Here is a 15215-nt window from a genome sequence, read left to right as displayed (position 1 = left end):
AAACCTCCTATGCTTCAATAATTTCGTAATTTTCTAATTTTGTTGCCCGGGCTACTCGGCTTAGCTGCATTTTTAGGACAGGGCTTTTGGCAATAATGAAGGTTACTTTTTTAAAACCTGATTCTTTATACAGTATGTAGCATTGCTCAAGCATAGGAAGAGTGTCGGGCGAGGATACGTTTAATGTCTTGCAATCTAAAATGATCTCATATTGTGCTGGGTCAAATGTACTTACGATTTGGTTGTACTCCTGAATGAAGCGCCCGGCGTCCTCCGGTGACATAGAACCTTCTACTTGTACATTCAGTTTTTGGGCTGCAGCGTTTGAGGTGAAATTAAAGTTTCCCATTTTAAATCGATCTCCTCCTAAATATGATGAAAGAAAAATTTAAATAAATAGGCTAAAAAACCCATTTATATAGATATTATCGTATTTTTTAATGGGAAAGTTTAGGGGGATTATCCTTTATATTTTAAAAAATACAAGAAGGTATAAAATTAACTTGAAAAGATAATTTAGTAAATAATGACCTTCTCTAAGTGTATTTATATGAGTTAATCGAGGTTAGGGTGGGTCTGATCGTCCAGTCGACTTTGCAAAGCAGAGTTCTATTGGTATGATTACAGAGATGAAAAAAATTCACTATCCAAATCATGGAGGAATGACAAAAATGAGCGAAATTACACTATCGCGGATCATTGATCATACACTGCTTAAAGCTGATGCACGGAAAGAAGATATCGTTAAATTGGCAGAGGAAGCAAAAGCATATAAGTTTGCTTCAGTCTGCGTAAACCCTGCTTGGGTAGCTACTGCCCATGAAGTGTTGAAGGATACGCCTGAGGTTAAAGTCTGCACAGTTATCGGCTTCCCGCTCGGATCCTCGACAACAGAGACCAAAGCATTTGAGACTACCAATGCTATCGCTAATGGTGCAGGTGAAGTGGATATGGTCATCAACATCGGAGCGCTGAAAGATGGTAACAATGAGTTGGTTAAACGTGATATTGCAGCAGTTGTAGACGCAGCTCGCGGCAAAGCACTGACTAAGGTCATTATCGAGACCTGTTTATTAACGGAAGAAGAAAAGGTTCGTGCCTGCAAGCTTTCTGTTGAAGCTGGAGCAGACTTCGTAAAAACATCCACAGGATTCTCTACAGGTGGGGCAACGAAGGAAGATATCGCGCTGATGCGTGCAACGGTTGGACCTAATGTGGGTGTGAAGGCTTCCGGTGGTGTTCGTAGTGCAGAAGATGCACATGTAATGGTACAAGCTGGTGCAAGCCGTATTGGTACCAGCGGCGGTGTAGCTATTGCTAAGGGTGAAACAAGCCAAAGCAATTACTAAAAGAAGATAAGTAAAATAGTAGCGGTGAGATGAGGTGGATAAGCTTTATCCGCCGCTATTCTATTTTTTATTGCGTAGATGTTCTGTGTCAGGTACATATTGTTATACATGTTTCTTCGGCTTAAAAATTTTTATTGAAAGCGTTATCTGATGTTCATCGGACATGCTTTCCTTCGAATAAATCAAAATATAATAATTCGCACCGGAATAATAAGATTTTTTTCTTTTCAAATGATGTCGTTTATGAGAGAATGGGTACAATTATTATTTGTTAAAGATTTCTATTCATATTTATAAAGGGAGGAAATACCTATGTCAGAAGACCGTAAGCTGTCATTTGAAACTTTGACTGTTCATGCAGGCCAGGAAATTGATCCAACTACTTTCGCACGTGCTGTACCGCTTTATCAGACCACGTCTTATGGATTCCGTGATGCTGATCATGCAGCGGATCTGTTTGCGCTCAAAGAATTCGGTAATATTTACACTCGGCTGATGAATCCGACTACAGATGTATTTGAACAGCGTTTGGCAGCACTAGAAGGTGGAGCAGGTGCACTTGCTACAGCTTCCGGGGCAGCGGCTATTTCTTTCTCCATTCTAAATATTGCGGGCGCTGGGGATGAAATTGTATCTGCGGCAAGCCTATACGGTGGAACTTATAATCTTTTTTCTACAACGCTGCCTAAGCTTGGCATTAAGGTGCATTTTGTGGATTCGGATAATCCAGAGAACTTCCGTGCTGCGATTAATGATAAAACCAAAGCTTTGTATGCAGAAACTATTGGTAACCCACAGGGGAATGTACTAGATATTGAAGCCGTTGCAGCGATCGCACACGAACATGGAATTCCTCTTATTGTGGATAATACGTTCCCAAGCCCATATTTACTGCGTCCGATTGAGCATGGAGCTGACATCGTTGTTCATTCGGCAACTAAATTCATCGGCGGGCATGGTACATCTATCGGTGGAATTATTGTAGACGGTGGTAAGTTCGATTGGAAGGCAAGCGGTAAGTTCCCAGGACTTACAGAGCCTGATCCAAGTTATCATGGCGTTGTTTATACGGAAGCTGTTGGACCGATTGCTTATATTATCAAAGCCCGTGTTCAATTACTTCGCGATTTAGGTGCTTCTATTTCACCATTTAACTCTTGGATGCTGTTGCAAGGGCTCGAGACACTCCATTTGCGGATGGAACGTCACAGCCAGAATGCACTAAAGGTTGCGCAATATTTGGAGGCACACGCAGATGTAGAATGGGTAAGTTATTCTGGACTTCCTACTCATCCATCTCATGAATTAGCGCAAAAGTATTTACCTAAAGGTCAAGGCGCGATCCTTACCTTCGGTATTAAAGGTGGAAGTGCTGCGGGACGCAAGCTGATTGAAAATGTGAAGCTGTTCTCGCATTTGGCGAATGTCGGTGACTCCAAGTCATTGATTATCCACCCTGCAAGCACAACACATGCACAGCTGTCGGATGAAGAGCAAACCACAGCGGGAGTAACTCCGGAATTACTCCGCTTATCGATTGGTACGGAATCTATTGATGATATTATTTATGATCTGGAACAGGCCATTGCCGCAAGTCAACAATAGAACAATGAAGTTCAAGGAAGGCATCTGCTGCTATGTGGCGATGCCTTTTTTGTGATTTAATAAGGCAAATTATTCATATGATTTGGCAACGCTTGCATATTTCATGGGAGGTTCCCGTATTTATAAGTGTGGTAATAAGATGTCGGTGGCATGATGTTTATTTACTAGGCGTACCGGCAGCAATCCAAAGATAAAGGGTGGGTGCGAAGATGAAGGGTGAACGTCAGCAGGATGGTTTTCGGAGTAGTGAAGAGCGCCCGTTCAAGTTCATGTATAAGGCCGGTGATCGGGCTGTTGGGATGGAAATGAGCCAAGCCGGATCCGTTGCCTCCGCTGCCGCAGAATTTATCAACGGAGTAGAGCAGAAGGATGTTGTAGAACCTTTGAACCGTTCATATTTTAAGCGGCCAGGGGAACAGTCGGCCTTCTTAGTATTGCGTGAAGGACGTGAAGAACGAGAAGAGCGTCCGATTACACGGGAAGGCGCAAGGTCCGTTCAAGCCGGTCCTTGTCTGATACGAAGTGAGGAATGGCTGCTTGAACCTGAACTGTTTTGTCTTTATGAGCATTGGTTATCCAGTGAGGATGAGCTGCAGGCTAATCGAATGCTGCAGCGGATCTATTACCGATTGCAAGCAGCCACCACAGCTCTGCTGGAATCACCGGATGGTGAATGGGCAGCAGTCACCCTGCTGCATCCAGAGGAGCTTGCGGCGCAGCCCGCAAAGCTCGCCGCGCTTCAGGACGCGCAGCTCGAAGCGCTTTTTACTGCGGTGGCGGAGAGCCAGCGTCAAGGCGGCGATTGCCGCCTTGACCTGCTGGTCGCCTACACCGCAAGCGGAGCCGAATTCGCCGCAAAGCGCGAATTCATCGAGGTCGTGGCCGATCAGACACTCGGCCACGCTTATGCGGCGGCGTGCCGCATCGGGGCGCTGATCGCGCCCGATGTGGAGCCCTCCGCCGCCGCGGAAATCGCGCGCATCGCCGATTTCCTAGTGCTCGACGGCGCGGCGAGCGAGCTCGCGCCGGAAGGGGCCGCCGCAGAGGGCTTCACCTTGGCGGCGGGGGAGATCCTTGCCGCCGTGCGGAGCGTGAAGCCGGCGGCGGTAGTTCTCGCCGCGGGGACTCCGGCGGCGTCGGCTTTGGCCGATCTGTATCAGATCGGCCTCAGCGGGATCTTTTGCAGCGCAGGTCAGCGGACCGAAGCGCTGCTTAGAGCAGCCTGTCTGATCTGGATCGCCAGGCAGCAGGAAACATTGGATACTGCCGCCGGTGGAAGGCAGTAGGACAACAACGAAGCGGCTGTCTCATAAGCCGCTTTCTCTTCTAAATCAAACGATTCGTTTCATTTAGAATCGATAAAAAAAGAGCAGTGATTCTCCCATTATCGGAGAATCACTGCTCTTTATTATTAAAGGGTCAATGCTCCTCGTTATTGAATGATCACTGTACTAGTTATTAGAGAATCAATGCTCCTCCGTTATGCCCGTTTTGACTACCTGCTTCAACTGTGTAAACATCATTCGCTTCAGCTGAGGCTCACGGACTCAGATGACCTTATTTGCATATTTTATGCTTTTTGAGCACAGTTTCGGACTCCAGAGACATTATTCAATAGAAAGAGGCTCATATTTGGTGTTTTTCAGACCAATAGCTGCAATGGGGTCAGTTACAATCCAAATTTGGGAAAAGCTGCGTTTAAGGTCCGCTCAGTCCGCAACGGCTCTTTCGCAAACTCTCCGCTTAAACAATATACTTGTATCCGCTAGCTGCTACGTCCAAGTAGATCTTATCTATTCAAATGAAACTAAATGTAGATCGAGTAGGGCTGTCCCGCGACCTGAACTTTCAGACCCTCATTCATTTTACATAAAAAGGATAATCGAATTGGCAGCTCGAATCTATTAGCATCCTACTGAAAAGAGGCGCTGTACATGTCCGCAAATTTTAGAGTTGCCCTGAAGAAGGTTGTTGATCATTCTTACGACATTGAGATCGGTGAAAGATTATTTAACTCATTAATAGAGGACTTAAAACGAGGAATCGTAGAGAATGTTAGCAAATTCGCGATTATTACGGATTCCAAAGTTGAAGCGCTATATGGACAAGCCTTGCTGGAACAGTTGATTCAGAACGGTTTTCGTGCAGAGCTGTTTTCTTTCCCAGCTGGAGAAATTTCCAAAACCCGTGAAACGAAGGCGCAGTTGGAGGATCAGCTTTTAAGTCGTTCTTATGGCCGAGATAGCTGTATTATTGCGATTGGAGGCGGGGCGGTAACAGATTTGGCAGGTTTTCTGGCAGGGACATTTGGCCGGGGAGTGCCGAGTTTGAACTATGCAACTACCCTATTAGCGGCAGCAGATGCATCCATTGGCGGAAAAACAGGCGTAAATACACCGGTCGCTACCAATCTAATCGGTGTATTTCATCAACCTAAAAAGGTATATATCGACTTAGTCACTTGGAGAACACTTCCGGTTCGTGAGTTCCGTAGTGGCTTGGCTGAAACGATCAAACATGCCTGTATCGCCGATGCGGGATTTTTCGAGTTTTTAGAGCGAAATATGGACAAAGTAGTCACCGCGGAAGGTGAATTGGTATTAGATCGAGAGGTTTGCGAACAGATTGCACTTCATAATTGTGAGATCAAATATGATGTAGTAGAGAAGGACGAGCTAGAGAGTAACCTGCGTCAGGTTCTAAATCTGGGGCATACCGCAGGACGAGCGTTGGAGGCTTTAAGTGGTTATGAATTGTTACATGGCGAGGCCATAGCGATTGGACTTTCGATTCAGGTGCAGTTAGCAGAGCGCTTGGGATATGTAACTTCGGACCAAGTCCAGCGTGTAATTGCATTGCTACAGAAGGCGGGCCTACCCACTGAAATCCCAGCAACTATTACAGACAGAATGCTAATCGATAAGATGTACACAGATAAAAAAGTACGTAAAGGGCGGATACGATTTGTATTCCAAGAGGGAATCGGCTCGATGAAACGTTTTGAAGATGGTTCTTATTCAACTCCAGTTGAGGAGCATGTCCTAATAGAACTTTTAGATAAAATTCGCCACTAAGCAGGCAACTAACTCATATTCAGAAATTTATGGCGGTTAACCGAATAGATAGGCTTTACTTTTTCATTCATAGTGGTATGATTAAAATATAAGTTGCACTAAGGAAATATAGTTGTACTATTGCAACAATGATTATCATTCTCACTACCTATAGTTTTCAATCATGCTGTCCCGGCTAAGCCGGGGCAGCATGTGTCATTTTAGGGGTCTTAATAATGGCTCTCATTCTCACTTGGCAGAAGTAAAACTCCACAAAACAAAGCGTATGCTCACGAAGCAAGTTTTGTTGCGAAGAAGAGTCAATGAAGTAAAACTCCACAAAACTTTAAAGGACGGCGATTATTATGCAAGCAACATCAAAACATTTACCCAAGCAGTCATCTATCTCTGGCAGCATGAAGAAGCCAGGCGCTCCAAAGCGCCGGTTCGATCCGCGTGCCATGCTCAGCAATTCTGAAATGCAGGCTGCACTTGGCAGCGGACTGCTTATGCTTTTTGCTTGGTCAGTTAGTGGATGGTCAGAAATTCTTTCCATAGCGCTCTATGTCATTTCTTATACGATTGGTGGCTGGAACAAGGCAAAGGAAGGCGTAGAAACGCTCGTCAAAGAACGAGATCTCGATGTTAACCTATTAATGATTGCAGCCGCACTAGGCGCAGCTTCCATTGGATACTGGAATGAAGGTGCTATGCTTATTTTCATTTTTGCACTCAGTGGAGCATTAGAGAGTTATACGATGGAACGTAGTAAAAAGGATATTTCCTCGCTGATGGCACTCAAACCGGCTACGGCTATGCGCATTGAAAAAGGAAGTATGAATGAGGTTAATATTGACCAGTTGGTGATCGGAGATCTGCTGCTTGTGCGCCCGGGAGATTTAATTCCGGCAGACGGCAAGGTATATCGGGGGGAATCGGCAGTAGATCAGGCTTCCATTACGGGAGAATCGGTTCCTGTAGAGAAATGTGCCGGTAGTGAAGTTTTTGCAGGCACTGTGAATGGAGAAGGCCCCCTTTATATTGAGGTAACGAAAGCAGCTGAGAACACCCTTTTTGCTAAAATCATCAAAATGGTAGAAGAGGCAGAGACGGAAGTTCCTAACTCGCAGCGTTTTATTAAAAGACTAGAAGCCATCTATGCACGGGTTGTCGTAGCCTCGACAGTGGCATTGATTATTCTTCCACCGTTTTTGCTGGACTGGAGCTGGAGCGCAACCTTCTATAAAGCGATGGTCTTTCTAGTAGTAGCATCACCTTGCGCTCTGGTCTCTTCCATTATGCCAGCGATGTTGTCAGCCATCTCCAAAAGTGCGCGAAAAGGGGTTCTGTTTAAAGGCGGGGTCCATCTGGAAAATATGGCACGCACAACGGTTGTAGCATTCGATAAGACAGGGACACTTACAGAGGGAACTCCTCAGGTAACTGATTTTATTGCAGGTGAAGGCTACAGTCGGCAAGAGTTGCTAACGGTTAGCGCATCCATTGAGCATATGTCCCGTCATCCACTGGCGGAAGCGATTGTGCGTAAAGCGGAAGAGGAAGGTTTAGCGCTACAGGGAGTAGAAGACAGTAAGACCATCACAGGCTGGGGGATTGAAGGTCAAATCGACGGACATCTCTGGAGAATAGGGAAGTCTAATTTGCTCGATGAGCTGACTCCATCTGCTATGAATCCTGAACTAGAGCATTGGAAACTTAAGCGGCAGCAGTTGGCTGAAGAAGGGAAGACCGTCTCCATCATTCTGGACGGCGAGCAAATTGCCGGAATGATTGCTTTACAGGATACGGTTCGCCCACAAGCAGAAGCCGCAGTACGGAAGCTGCAGGAGCTTGGGATTAAGGTGGCAATGCTTACGGGTGACCGTGACGCTACAGCTCAGGTTATTGCAGGTACAACTGGAGTGGATATGGTATTTGCCGATCTATTACCGGAGGATAAAGTGAAGCATATCAAAGCACTACGTGAAAAGTATGGTCACGTTGTTATGGTTGGTGATGGTGTGAATGATGCACCTGCTTTGGCGACAGCAACCGTAGGCATGGGGATGGGTATGAAAGGAAGCGGCGCAGCACTTGAAATAGCCGATGTAGTGCTTATGAATGATAATATAGAAGAGATCGCTTCAACCATATCATTGGCGCGTCGTTCGCAGCGTATTGTGAAGCAAAATATGATTTTTGCTGTGACTGTGATTGCAGTGCTTATGCTCAGCAACTTTGTGCAAGGGATCGCACTTCCTTTTGGCGTGATAGGGCATGAAGGCAGTACGATATTAGTGATTCTAAATGGACTAAGATTATTGCGATAATATTTTTTAAAATTAAATTGTTCACAAAATAGTTTCGGAACTTGGGAGTCTGGCATATTGACATATTTGCTTTCAGTTATCATAATTAACACTACATTATAATTATTTTAAATAAGAAGCGACGTCATTGCCGTTTAGCTCAAGGAGGACATAGATATGTATAAATCAATAATTGTTGGTACTGGACCGGCAGGATTAACCGCCGCTATCTATTTGGCTCGTGCCAATTTGAACCCACTAGTCATCGAAGGACCTCAACCCGGTGGACAATTAACCACAACTACAGAAGTGGAGAATTTCCCTGGATTTCCTGAAGGAATCATGGGCCCTGACTTGATGGATAATATGCGTAAACAAGCTGAACGTTTTGGTGCAGAATTCCGTACGGGCTGGGTGAACAGTGTAGAACTTGGAGAGCGCCCTTTTAAGCTGAATGTTGAAGGAATGGGTGTTCTTACTACAGATACATTGATCATTTCCACAGGCGCTACAGCAAAATACCTCGGTATCCCAGGGGAGCAAGATAACGTAGGACGCGGTGTGAGCACCTGCGCTACCTGTGACGGATTTTTCTTCCGTAATAAAGAGATCGTGGTTGTTGGTGGCGGAGATTCCGCACTTGAGGAAGCGGGTTTCTTGACTCGTTTTGCTTCCAAAGTGACTTTGGTGCACCGTCGTGGAGAATTGCGTGCTTCGAAGATCATGCAGGATCGTGTACGCGCTAATGTTAAAGTAGACTGGAACTTGAACCGTACTCCTCTGGAAGTGACTTCGAGCGAAAGAGGCGTCAATGGACTAAAAGTGCTTAACAATGAGACTGGTGAAGAAGAAATCATCGAAGCAAGCGGCGTGTTTGTTGCGATTGGCCACCACCCTAATACCTCTTTCTTAGGTGGACAGATCACAACCAATGCGGATGGCTATATCATGACGAACCCAGGCACTTCCGAAACTAATATCCCAGGTGTGTTCGCATGTGGTGATGTACAGGATACTCGTTACAGACAAGCGATTACTGCAGCAGGTAGTGGATGTATGGCAGCTATGGATGCTGAGAAATATATCGAAAGCTTGGAGCACAGTGCAGTTATTCTATAATTTGGTTTGAAAAACCCTCATTGCTACAATTGATATCATCACTGTATATCTTTTATAGGAGGTCATACCATGGAGAATGTAATTGTATATACCTCAACAAATTGCCCGCATTGCCGTCAGGTGAAGAGCTTTTTAAGCGAAAAAGGCGTATCCTACGAAGAACGCAATGTCGAGCAGAACGATGATTTTGCGCAGCAAGTATGGGACATGGGAGTGAGGGCTATTCCTGTAACTGTAATCGGTGAGCATAAAATTGTTGGCATGAACAAAACTCAGTTCGACAAAGCACTCGCGACTGTTTAAAAATATAAGAATTTATATGCTGCACAACTATAATATCCTTATATTTCTACGAGGAACCGATGTCGTCTTAATAGGACGATAAAGTCGTTTCTTATTGTTAAATAAGATTTCCGTAAGGAAATTGTAATGGGCCGCTTCCGATCAGGAGGCGGTCTTTTTTGAAATATAAGAAAGTATAAAATGCTTGCGAGCTTTAAGCATACAAAAAATAGTCTGACGCATCTGTGCGCAGACTATTTTTATGAAAGTAGATCTAGAAGTAGAGTTTAGGTTTGAGTGAAAGATGTAATGAGCTGAAATAGTACGTATACAGCAGCGCCGCTGCCAATAAGAATAAATCCTGATTTCTTTTTAGCTTGAAAAAAACGGAGCACGCCGAGGCTGATCAAAGGGGCAATAATGAGCAGAAAAAGCAACACAGTGATGAACATCTGTGCCGAGATATCAGACGTATCAACATAGGTCATGGACTCGCTCTCCATTTCAAAAAAGGGGTTGTAGTGATAAATGTCACACTAGCTTGACCTTTATTATATAGGATTTCTGTTCTTTTTACTGCACTTTTGATTCACTCAAATGCGTCAATTTTACGTCAATTATTTCAAAATATAAGAATGTATATGTTCCACGCTATAAATTATTCTTATATTTCTCACATAAACGCTTCGCTTACCGTTATGGATTATAGGGTCACCCGAATATCGCCCAGGAAATGCATAACAGCAGAGAAACCTGCGCCGATCATCGTTCCACGGCTGCCGAGCTTAGAGAATGTAATTTCGAGTTGCTGCTTATGGTAAGGAAGAGTACGCTCAGCTACAACCCGACGCAGCGGTTCGCCTAGCCATTCTTCAGCCTCAGACAATGCCCCACCGATCACAATAAGCTCTGGATTGAAGCTATTGATTAGATTGGTCACCCCGATACCGAGATATTCACCCATCGTTGAGAAGTGATGCAGGGCGTCTTCTTGCCCGCCGGCTGCATAGCGAACCAGCTCTGGCGTAGTATGGGCAGGGAGGGAGAGATCGGGATTATCATAAGTTTTCTCAGAGGCATATAACTCCCAACAGCCACGACTCCCGCAACTGCAAGGCTTGCCTTGGGCTTCAATCGTCATATGTCCGGTTTCGCCGGCATATCCTCTTGCACCCTTGTATAGTTCTCCACCAATAATAATTCCAGATCCGATCCCTGATCCCGCACTGATGTAAAGGAGATGCCTTACCTCTCGTGCCGCTCCAAAGTTGAGTTCACCCTGTGCACCCGCGTTCGCTTCGTTATCAATGGTGACAGGAACAGAAAATTCAGCTTCGAGGATCGCTCGCAGCTCGACCATTTCCCAGCCAAGGTTGGGAGCGAAGAGTACAACACCATTTTCATCCACCATCCCGGGGACACCTACTCCGATGCCGACGATGCCGTAAGGGGATTCTGGAGCGTTGATAATCAAGCCTGAGATAAGTTTTTTCATTTGTTCCAGAACGTAAGGGAAATCATGGTTTTCTAAAGAAAAATCGCTTTCGTAAAGAATGCCCCCGCTCAGATCACATAAGACCGCTGTTAGCTGCTTTACCCGTAATTCTATGCCGATTACACTACCAGCCATCGTGTTAAAATGCAGCATTAACGGTTTGCGGCCACCGCTTGATTCCCCAGGTCCAACTTCAGTTACCAATTCTTGCGTGCACAGCTCGGCTACCAAATTGGACACAGTAGCTTTATTCAGTCCGGTCATCTCTGAGACCTTCGCGCGCGAGAGTGGAGAGTGTCTTCGAATGGTATGTAGTACAATCGATTTATTTATTTTTTTGACCAGCGCTTGGTCTCCAGTAACCTTCACAAATCACACATCCTTCTTAAATTATAAGAAAGTATAAGCTTCACGGTATACTTTCTCCTTATAATTCTCGCATAAACGCTTACCGTCCTTAAAAGGACGCTAAAGGCATTTTAGCTTGGCATAGTTCCCATTTGTTGTATGCCACTTAGTCTAGAGTGATGTGCTGCAAATTGCAATACGTAGCGTCCAGAGGAAATTTTCCAACAGGGATCTCCTATATTTGGGAAGAGGAGAGAGGAGGCTAGACAGGGTCCCAAAAAATGGTCATAAAAAACTTATCAAAACTTTGTTTAACCAATATACAAAGTCCAAAAGATGTGTTAAGATGATCCTGTAAACGCTTGCGGGCGAAGCACAAATTGAGGAGGATTACACAATGGCTTATTTTGAGACAGTGAACAAAATCTCTTACGAGGGAAGCCGTTCCACCAACCCTTTCGCATTTAAATTCTACAATCCTAAAGAAGTCGTAGCCGGCAAAACTATGGAAGAACATCTGAAATTTGCAATGGCTTATTGGCATACATTAACTGCTGGCGGTTCTGATCCTTTTGGCGCTGAAACAGCAATTCGCAGCTGGAACAAATTGAACGGTCTGGACAAAGCTAAGGCTCGCGCTGAAGCAGCATTTGAATTTATGGACAAGATGGATCTGCCTTACTTCTGCTTCCATGATGTAGATATCGCACCAGAAGGCGCATCTTTGCGTGAATTCTACAGCAACATCGACACTATCGTTGATATCCTTGAACAAGGCATGAAGACTTCCGGCAAGAAATTGTTGTGGAATACAGCTAATATGTTCACTAACCCACGTTACATGCACGGTGCAGGTTCTACACCTAACGCTGATGTTTTCGCACATGCAGCAGCACAAGTGAAGAAAGGTCTGGAAGTTGGTAAACGTCTGGGTGCTAGCAACTATGTATTCTGGGGCGGTCGTGAGGGTTACGAAGAATTGCTGAATACAGATATGGGTCTTGAACAAGACAACATTGCTCGTCTGTTCAGCATGGCTGTAGATTACGCTAAGGAAATCGGCTTTGACGGTCAATTCCTGATCGAGCCTAAACCAAAAGAGCCTACGAAACATCAATATGATTTCGATGCAGCAACAACGATCTCTTTCTTACAAAAATACAACCTCGACAAGCACTTCAAGCTGAACCTTGAAGCTAACCATGCTACGCTTGCAGGTCATACTTTTGAACATGAGCTTCGTGTAGCTCGTATCAACGGCATGCTCGGATCGCTTGATGCTAACCAAGGTGATACATTGCTCGGATGGGATACAGATGAATTCCCAGTTAACATCTACGATGCAACACTTACACTGTATGAAGTACTCAAGAATGATGGTCTTGGCAAAGGCGGAATCAACTTTGACTCTAAAGTACGTCGTCCTTCCTTTGAGCCTGAGGATCTGTTCCTAGCACATATCGCTGGTATGGATACTTATGCAAAAGGCTTGAAAGTAGCTGCTAAATTGATCGAAGATCGCGTATTCGAAGATTTCGTTGAAAAACGTTACAGCAGCTTCAATGAAGGCGTTGGTGCAGACATCGTATCCGGCAAAGCAACTCTGGCTTCCTTGGCCGAATATGCTTTGAACAATGAGAACCCGCGTCCTAACCAATCCGGACGTCAAGAATACCTGAGAGCTACCCTTAACCAATACATCTTGGCTGAGTAGTCTTTACAGGGAGCTTGAAGATTAGGCTTTGAATCCAGTTTGAACAAATGCAACGGGGGTTGCTGAAGAGAGCATTCTTCGGCAGCCCCCTTTTTGTACAAAGATATTCTAGAAACGCTCATAAAACTAAGTGGATGCTTACGAAGTAAGTTTTACTCGAAGTAATTCAATGAAGCTTATGCTCATAAAACTAAGCAGGATGCTTTCGAAGTAAGTTTTATTGCGAAGAGAATCAAGTAGCTAAGCTCCATAAAACTTTTAGGAGGTAAAAAATGAAATACGTTATTGGTGTAGATTTGGGCACTAGCGCAGTGAAGACTGTTCTAGTGGACCCACAGGGCAAGGTGGCTTTTGAGCATTCCGAGTCCTACCCGCTAAGCAGACCGCAGCCGAACTGGAGCGAACAAAATCCTGAGGACTGGGTAAAAGGTACGCTGGTCAGTCTTCGTCGTTTGATTGAAGTATCGGGCATAGATCCATCACAAGTTGATGGTCTTAGCTTCTCCGGGCAAATGCACGGATTGGTACTAGTGGATAAGGAAGGGCAAGTGCTTCGTCCGGCCATTCTTTGGAATGATACTCGTACTACTGCACAGTGCAGAAGAATTGAGAAGACGCTCGGAGCAAAGCTTATTGAGGTTGCTAGAAACCGTGCGCTGGAAGGCTTCACACTTCCTAAAATTCTATGGATACAAGAGAATGAACCTGAGGTATTATCACAAGCGCATCAGTTCCTGTTGCCAAAAGACTATGTCCGTCTCCGGTTGACCGGTGATTATGCGATGGATTATTCCGATGCTGCAGGAACGCTTCTATTAGATGTAGGTTCTAAAACGTGGAGTGCTGAAATTGCTGAAGCTTTTGAACTGCCGCTTTCCCTTTGTCCTAGACTGGTAGAGTCCTTTGAACAGACAGGAACGTTATTGCCGGATATTGCGGAAGCATCAGGTCTTTTATCATCAACAAAGGTATTTGCTGGTGGTGCGGATAATGCATGTGGAGCACTTGGGGCAGGTGTCCTTGGTGAAGGTCGGACGATGTGCAGTATTGGTACATCTGGTGTAGTTCTTTCCTATGAGAGCAACAAAGATTTAAATCTCGAAGGCAAAGTCCATTTCTTCAACCATGGTGAAAAAGATGCCTACTATATCATGGGCGTTACTCTAGCGGCTGGTCATAGCCTTACATGGTTCAAAGAAACCTTTGCGGCAGACAAAAGCTTTGATGAATTGCTAAGTGGAGTAGCTTCCATTCCAGCGGGTAGCGGCGGACTGCTCTTTACACCTTATATCGTAGGGGAACGTACACCTCATCCAGATGCGAATATTCGCGGAAGCTTTATTGGTATGGATTCAGGGCATACGTTGACTCATTTTACACGTTCTGTATTAGAAGGCATCACCTTTTCGCTACGTGAATCTATTGAGATTGTACGTGATTCAGGCAAAGAGATTACAGAAATCATTGCGATCGGTGGCGGGGCTAAAAATGAGGCATGGCTCCAGATGCAAGCAGATATTTTCAATGCATCCATCGTGAAGCTTGAAAGTGAGCAGGGTCCGGCTATGGGAGCAGCGATGTTGGCAGCTTACGGTAGCGGCTGGTTCACTTCTCTTAGTGCATGTGCAGAAGCTTTCATCCGTCCTGCGGATGTGTATAAACCAGATCCGAAGCAAGCGGCGATCTATGACGGTTTATTTAACCTCTATCAGGAAGTCTACGGTCAGACCCGTGAACTGAATAACAAGCTGGCAGCGTACCGCCAATAATTAAGGACGCCGAAGGGTTTATGCTTGATATGTCTGATAAAAAAGGTCTTTCGCATATGGCGAAGGACCTTTTTATGACCATCTCGTTTATTGATCTGAGGATAGGCTGTATTCGTAGTTGTTGCCGTTCCTATTTTTCTTCTGTAAAGTATGGGGTATCTCCAGGGCAGCG

12 protein-coding genes are annotated in these 15215 nt (G+C 45.0%); 9 read left to right on the top strand and 3 right to left on the bottom strand.

The window, feature by feature from the left end:
• Positions 1-7 precede the first annotated feature (7 nt).
• Positions 8-349 (bottom strand): hypothetical protein, encoded by a 342-nt coding sequence (locus NSS87_RS27115; protein WP_042191906.1) that lies wholly within the window; start codon positions 347-349, stop codon positions 8-10.
• A gap of 322 nt (positions 350-671) precedes the next feature.
• On the opposite strand from NSS87_RS27115, the gene deoC reads away from it, so the two are divergent.
• The 7 genes from deoC (at position 672) to NSS87_RS27080 (ending at position 9738) form a co-directional block, all read left to right on the top strand.
• Positions 672-1349, top strand: coding sequence for a deoxyribose-phosphate aldolase (gene deoC / locus NSS87_RS27110; RefSeq protein ID WP_143759565.1), 678 nt, complete (start codon positions 672-674; stop codon positions 1347-1349).
• Between the two features lie 312 nt (positions 1350-1661).
• Positions 1662-2954, top strand: coding sequence for a homocysteine synthase (locus tag NSS87_RS27105; protein WP_042131076.1), 1293 nt, complete (start codon positions 1662-1664; stop codon positions 2952-2954).
• 209 nt (positions 2955-3163) lie between these two features.
• The gene (locus NSS87_RS27100) at positions 3164-4240 is read left to right on the top strand and encodes a hypothetical protein (RefSeq protein WP_339243513.1); all 1077 of its coding nucleotides are present in this window, start codon (positions 3164-3166) and stop codon (positions 4238-4240) included.
• A 648-nt stretch (positions 4241-4888) separates the two neighbouring features.
• Positions 4889-6028, top strand: coding sequence for a 3-dehydroquinate synthase (gene aroB / locus NSS87_RS27095; protein WP_283909112.1), 1140 nt, complete (start codon positions 4889-4891; stop codon positions 6026-6028).
• 344 nt (positions 6029-6372) lie between these two features.
• The gene (locus tag NSS87_RS27090) at positions 6373-8337 is read left to right on the top strand and encodes a heavy metal translocating P-type ATPase (RefSeq protein ID WP_339243512.1); all 1965 of its coding nucleotides are present in this window, start codon (positions 6373-6375) and stop codon (positions 8335-8337) included.
• Between the two features lie 156 nt (positions 8338-8493).
• Positions 8494-9435, top strand: a complete 942-nt coding sequence (gene trxB / locus NSS87_RS27085) for a thioredoxin-disulfide reductase (RefSeq protein WP_042191901.1) — start codon at positions 8494-8496, stop codon at positions 9433-9435.
• Positions 9436-9504: 69 nt separating this feature from the next.
• Positions 9505-9738: a glutaredoxin family protein gene (locus NSS87_RS27080; protein WP_042191899.1), complete on the top strand. Its 234-nt coding sequence runs from the start codon at positions 9505-9507 to the stop codon at positions 9736-9738.
• Between the two features lie 266 nt (positions 9739-10004).
• Here the strand turns inward: NSS87_RS27080 and NSS87_RS27075 are convergent, their stop codons facing one another.
• Both NSS87_RS27075 and NSS87_RS27070 read right to left on the bottom strand, forming a co-directional pair.
• Positions 10005-10205, bottom strand: coding sequence for a hypothetical protein (locus NSS87_RS27075; protein ID WP_042191897.1), 201 nt, complete (start codon positions 10203-10205; stop codon positions 10005-10007).
• A 215-nt stretch (positions 10206-10420) separates the two neighbouring features.
• Positions 10421-11581 (bottom strand): ROK family transcriptional regulator, encoded by a 1161-nt coding sequence (locus tag NSS87_RS27070; protein ID WP_339243511.1) that lies wholly within the window; start codon positions 11579-11581, stop codon positions 10421-10423.
• A 376-nt stretch (positions 11582-11957) separates the two neighbouring features.
• Between NSS87_RS27070 and xylA the strand changes: the two genes are divergently transcribed.
• Positions 11958-13274 (top strand): xylose isomerase, encoded by a 1317-nt coding sequence (xylA, locus tag NSS87_RS27065; protein ID WP_042131068.1) that lies wholly within the window; start codon positions 11958-11960, stop codon positions 13272-13274.
• A gap of 272 nt (positions 13275-13546) precedes the next feature.
• Positions 13547-15043, top strand: a complete 1497-nt coding sequence (gene xylB / locus NSS87_RS27060) for a xylulokinase (protein WP_042191893.1) — start codon at positions 13547-13549, stop codon at positions 15041-15043.
• Positions 15044-15215: the final 172 nt, after the last annotated feature.

The organism is Paenibacillus sp. FSL F4-0243, assembly GCF_037963295.1.
Classification (GTDB): Bacteria; Bacillota; Bacilli; order Paenibacillales; family Paenibacillaceae; genus Paenibacillus_AQ.
Note: the sequence above shows the minus strand (reverse complement) of the source record. Positions and strands in the feature narration are given on the sequence as shown.

Bases quoted from the DNA above. Each gene is read 5' to 3' on its own strand.
- xylA (WP_042131068.1), top strand. From the start codon at position 11,958: ATGGCTTATTTTGAGACAGTGAACAAAATCTCTTACGAGGGAAGCCGT.
- aroB (WP_283909112.1), top strand. From the start codon at position 4,889: ATGTCCGCAAATTTTAGAGTTGCCCTGAAGAAGGTTGTTGATCATTCT.
- deoC (WP_143759565.1), top strand. From the start codon at position 672: ATGAGCGAAATTACACTATCGCGGATCATTGATCATACACTGCTTAAA.
- NSS87_RS27090 (WP_339243512.1), top strand. From the start codon at position 6,373: ATGCAAGCAACATCAAAACATTTACCCAAGCAGTCATCTATCTCTGGC.
- NSS87_RS27075 (WP_042191897.1), bottom strand. From the start codon at position 10,205: ATGACCTATGTTGATACGTCTGATATCTCGGCACAGATGTTCATCACT.
- NSS87_RS27115 (WP_042191906.1), bottom strand. From the start codon at position 349: ATGGGAAACTTTAATTTCACCTCAAACGCTGCAGCCCAAAAACTGAAT.
- NSS87_RS27080 (WP_042191899.1), top strand. From the start codon at position 9,505: ATGGAGAATGTAATTGTATATACCTCAACAAATTGCCCGCATTGCCGT.
- trxB (WP_042191901.1), top strand. From the start codon at position 8,494: ATGTATAAATCAATAATTGTTGGTACTGGACCGGCAGGATTAACCGCC.
- NSS87_RS27105 (WP_042131076.1), top strand. From the start codon at position 1,662: ATGTCAGAAGACCGTAAGCTGTCATTTGAAACTTTGACTGTTCATGCA.
- NSS87_RS27100 (WP_339243513.1), top strand. From the start codon at position 3,164: ATGAAGGGTGAACGTCAGCAGGATGGTTTTCGGAGTAGTGAAGAGCGC.
- xylB (WP_042191893.1), top strand. From the start codon at position 13,547: ATGAAATACGTTATTGGTGTAGATTTGGGCACTAGCGCAGTGAAGACT.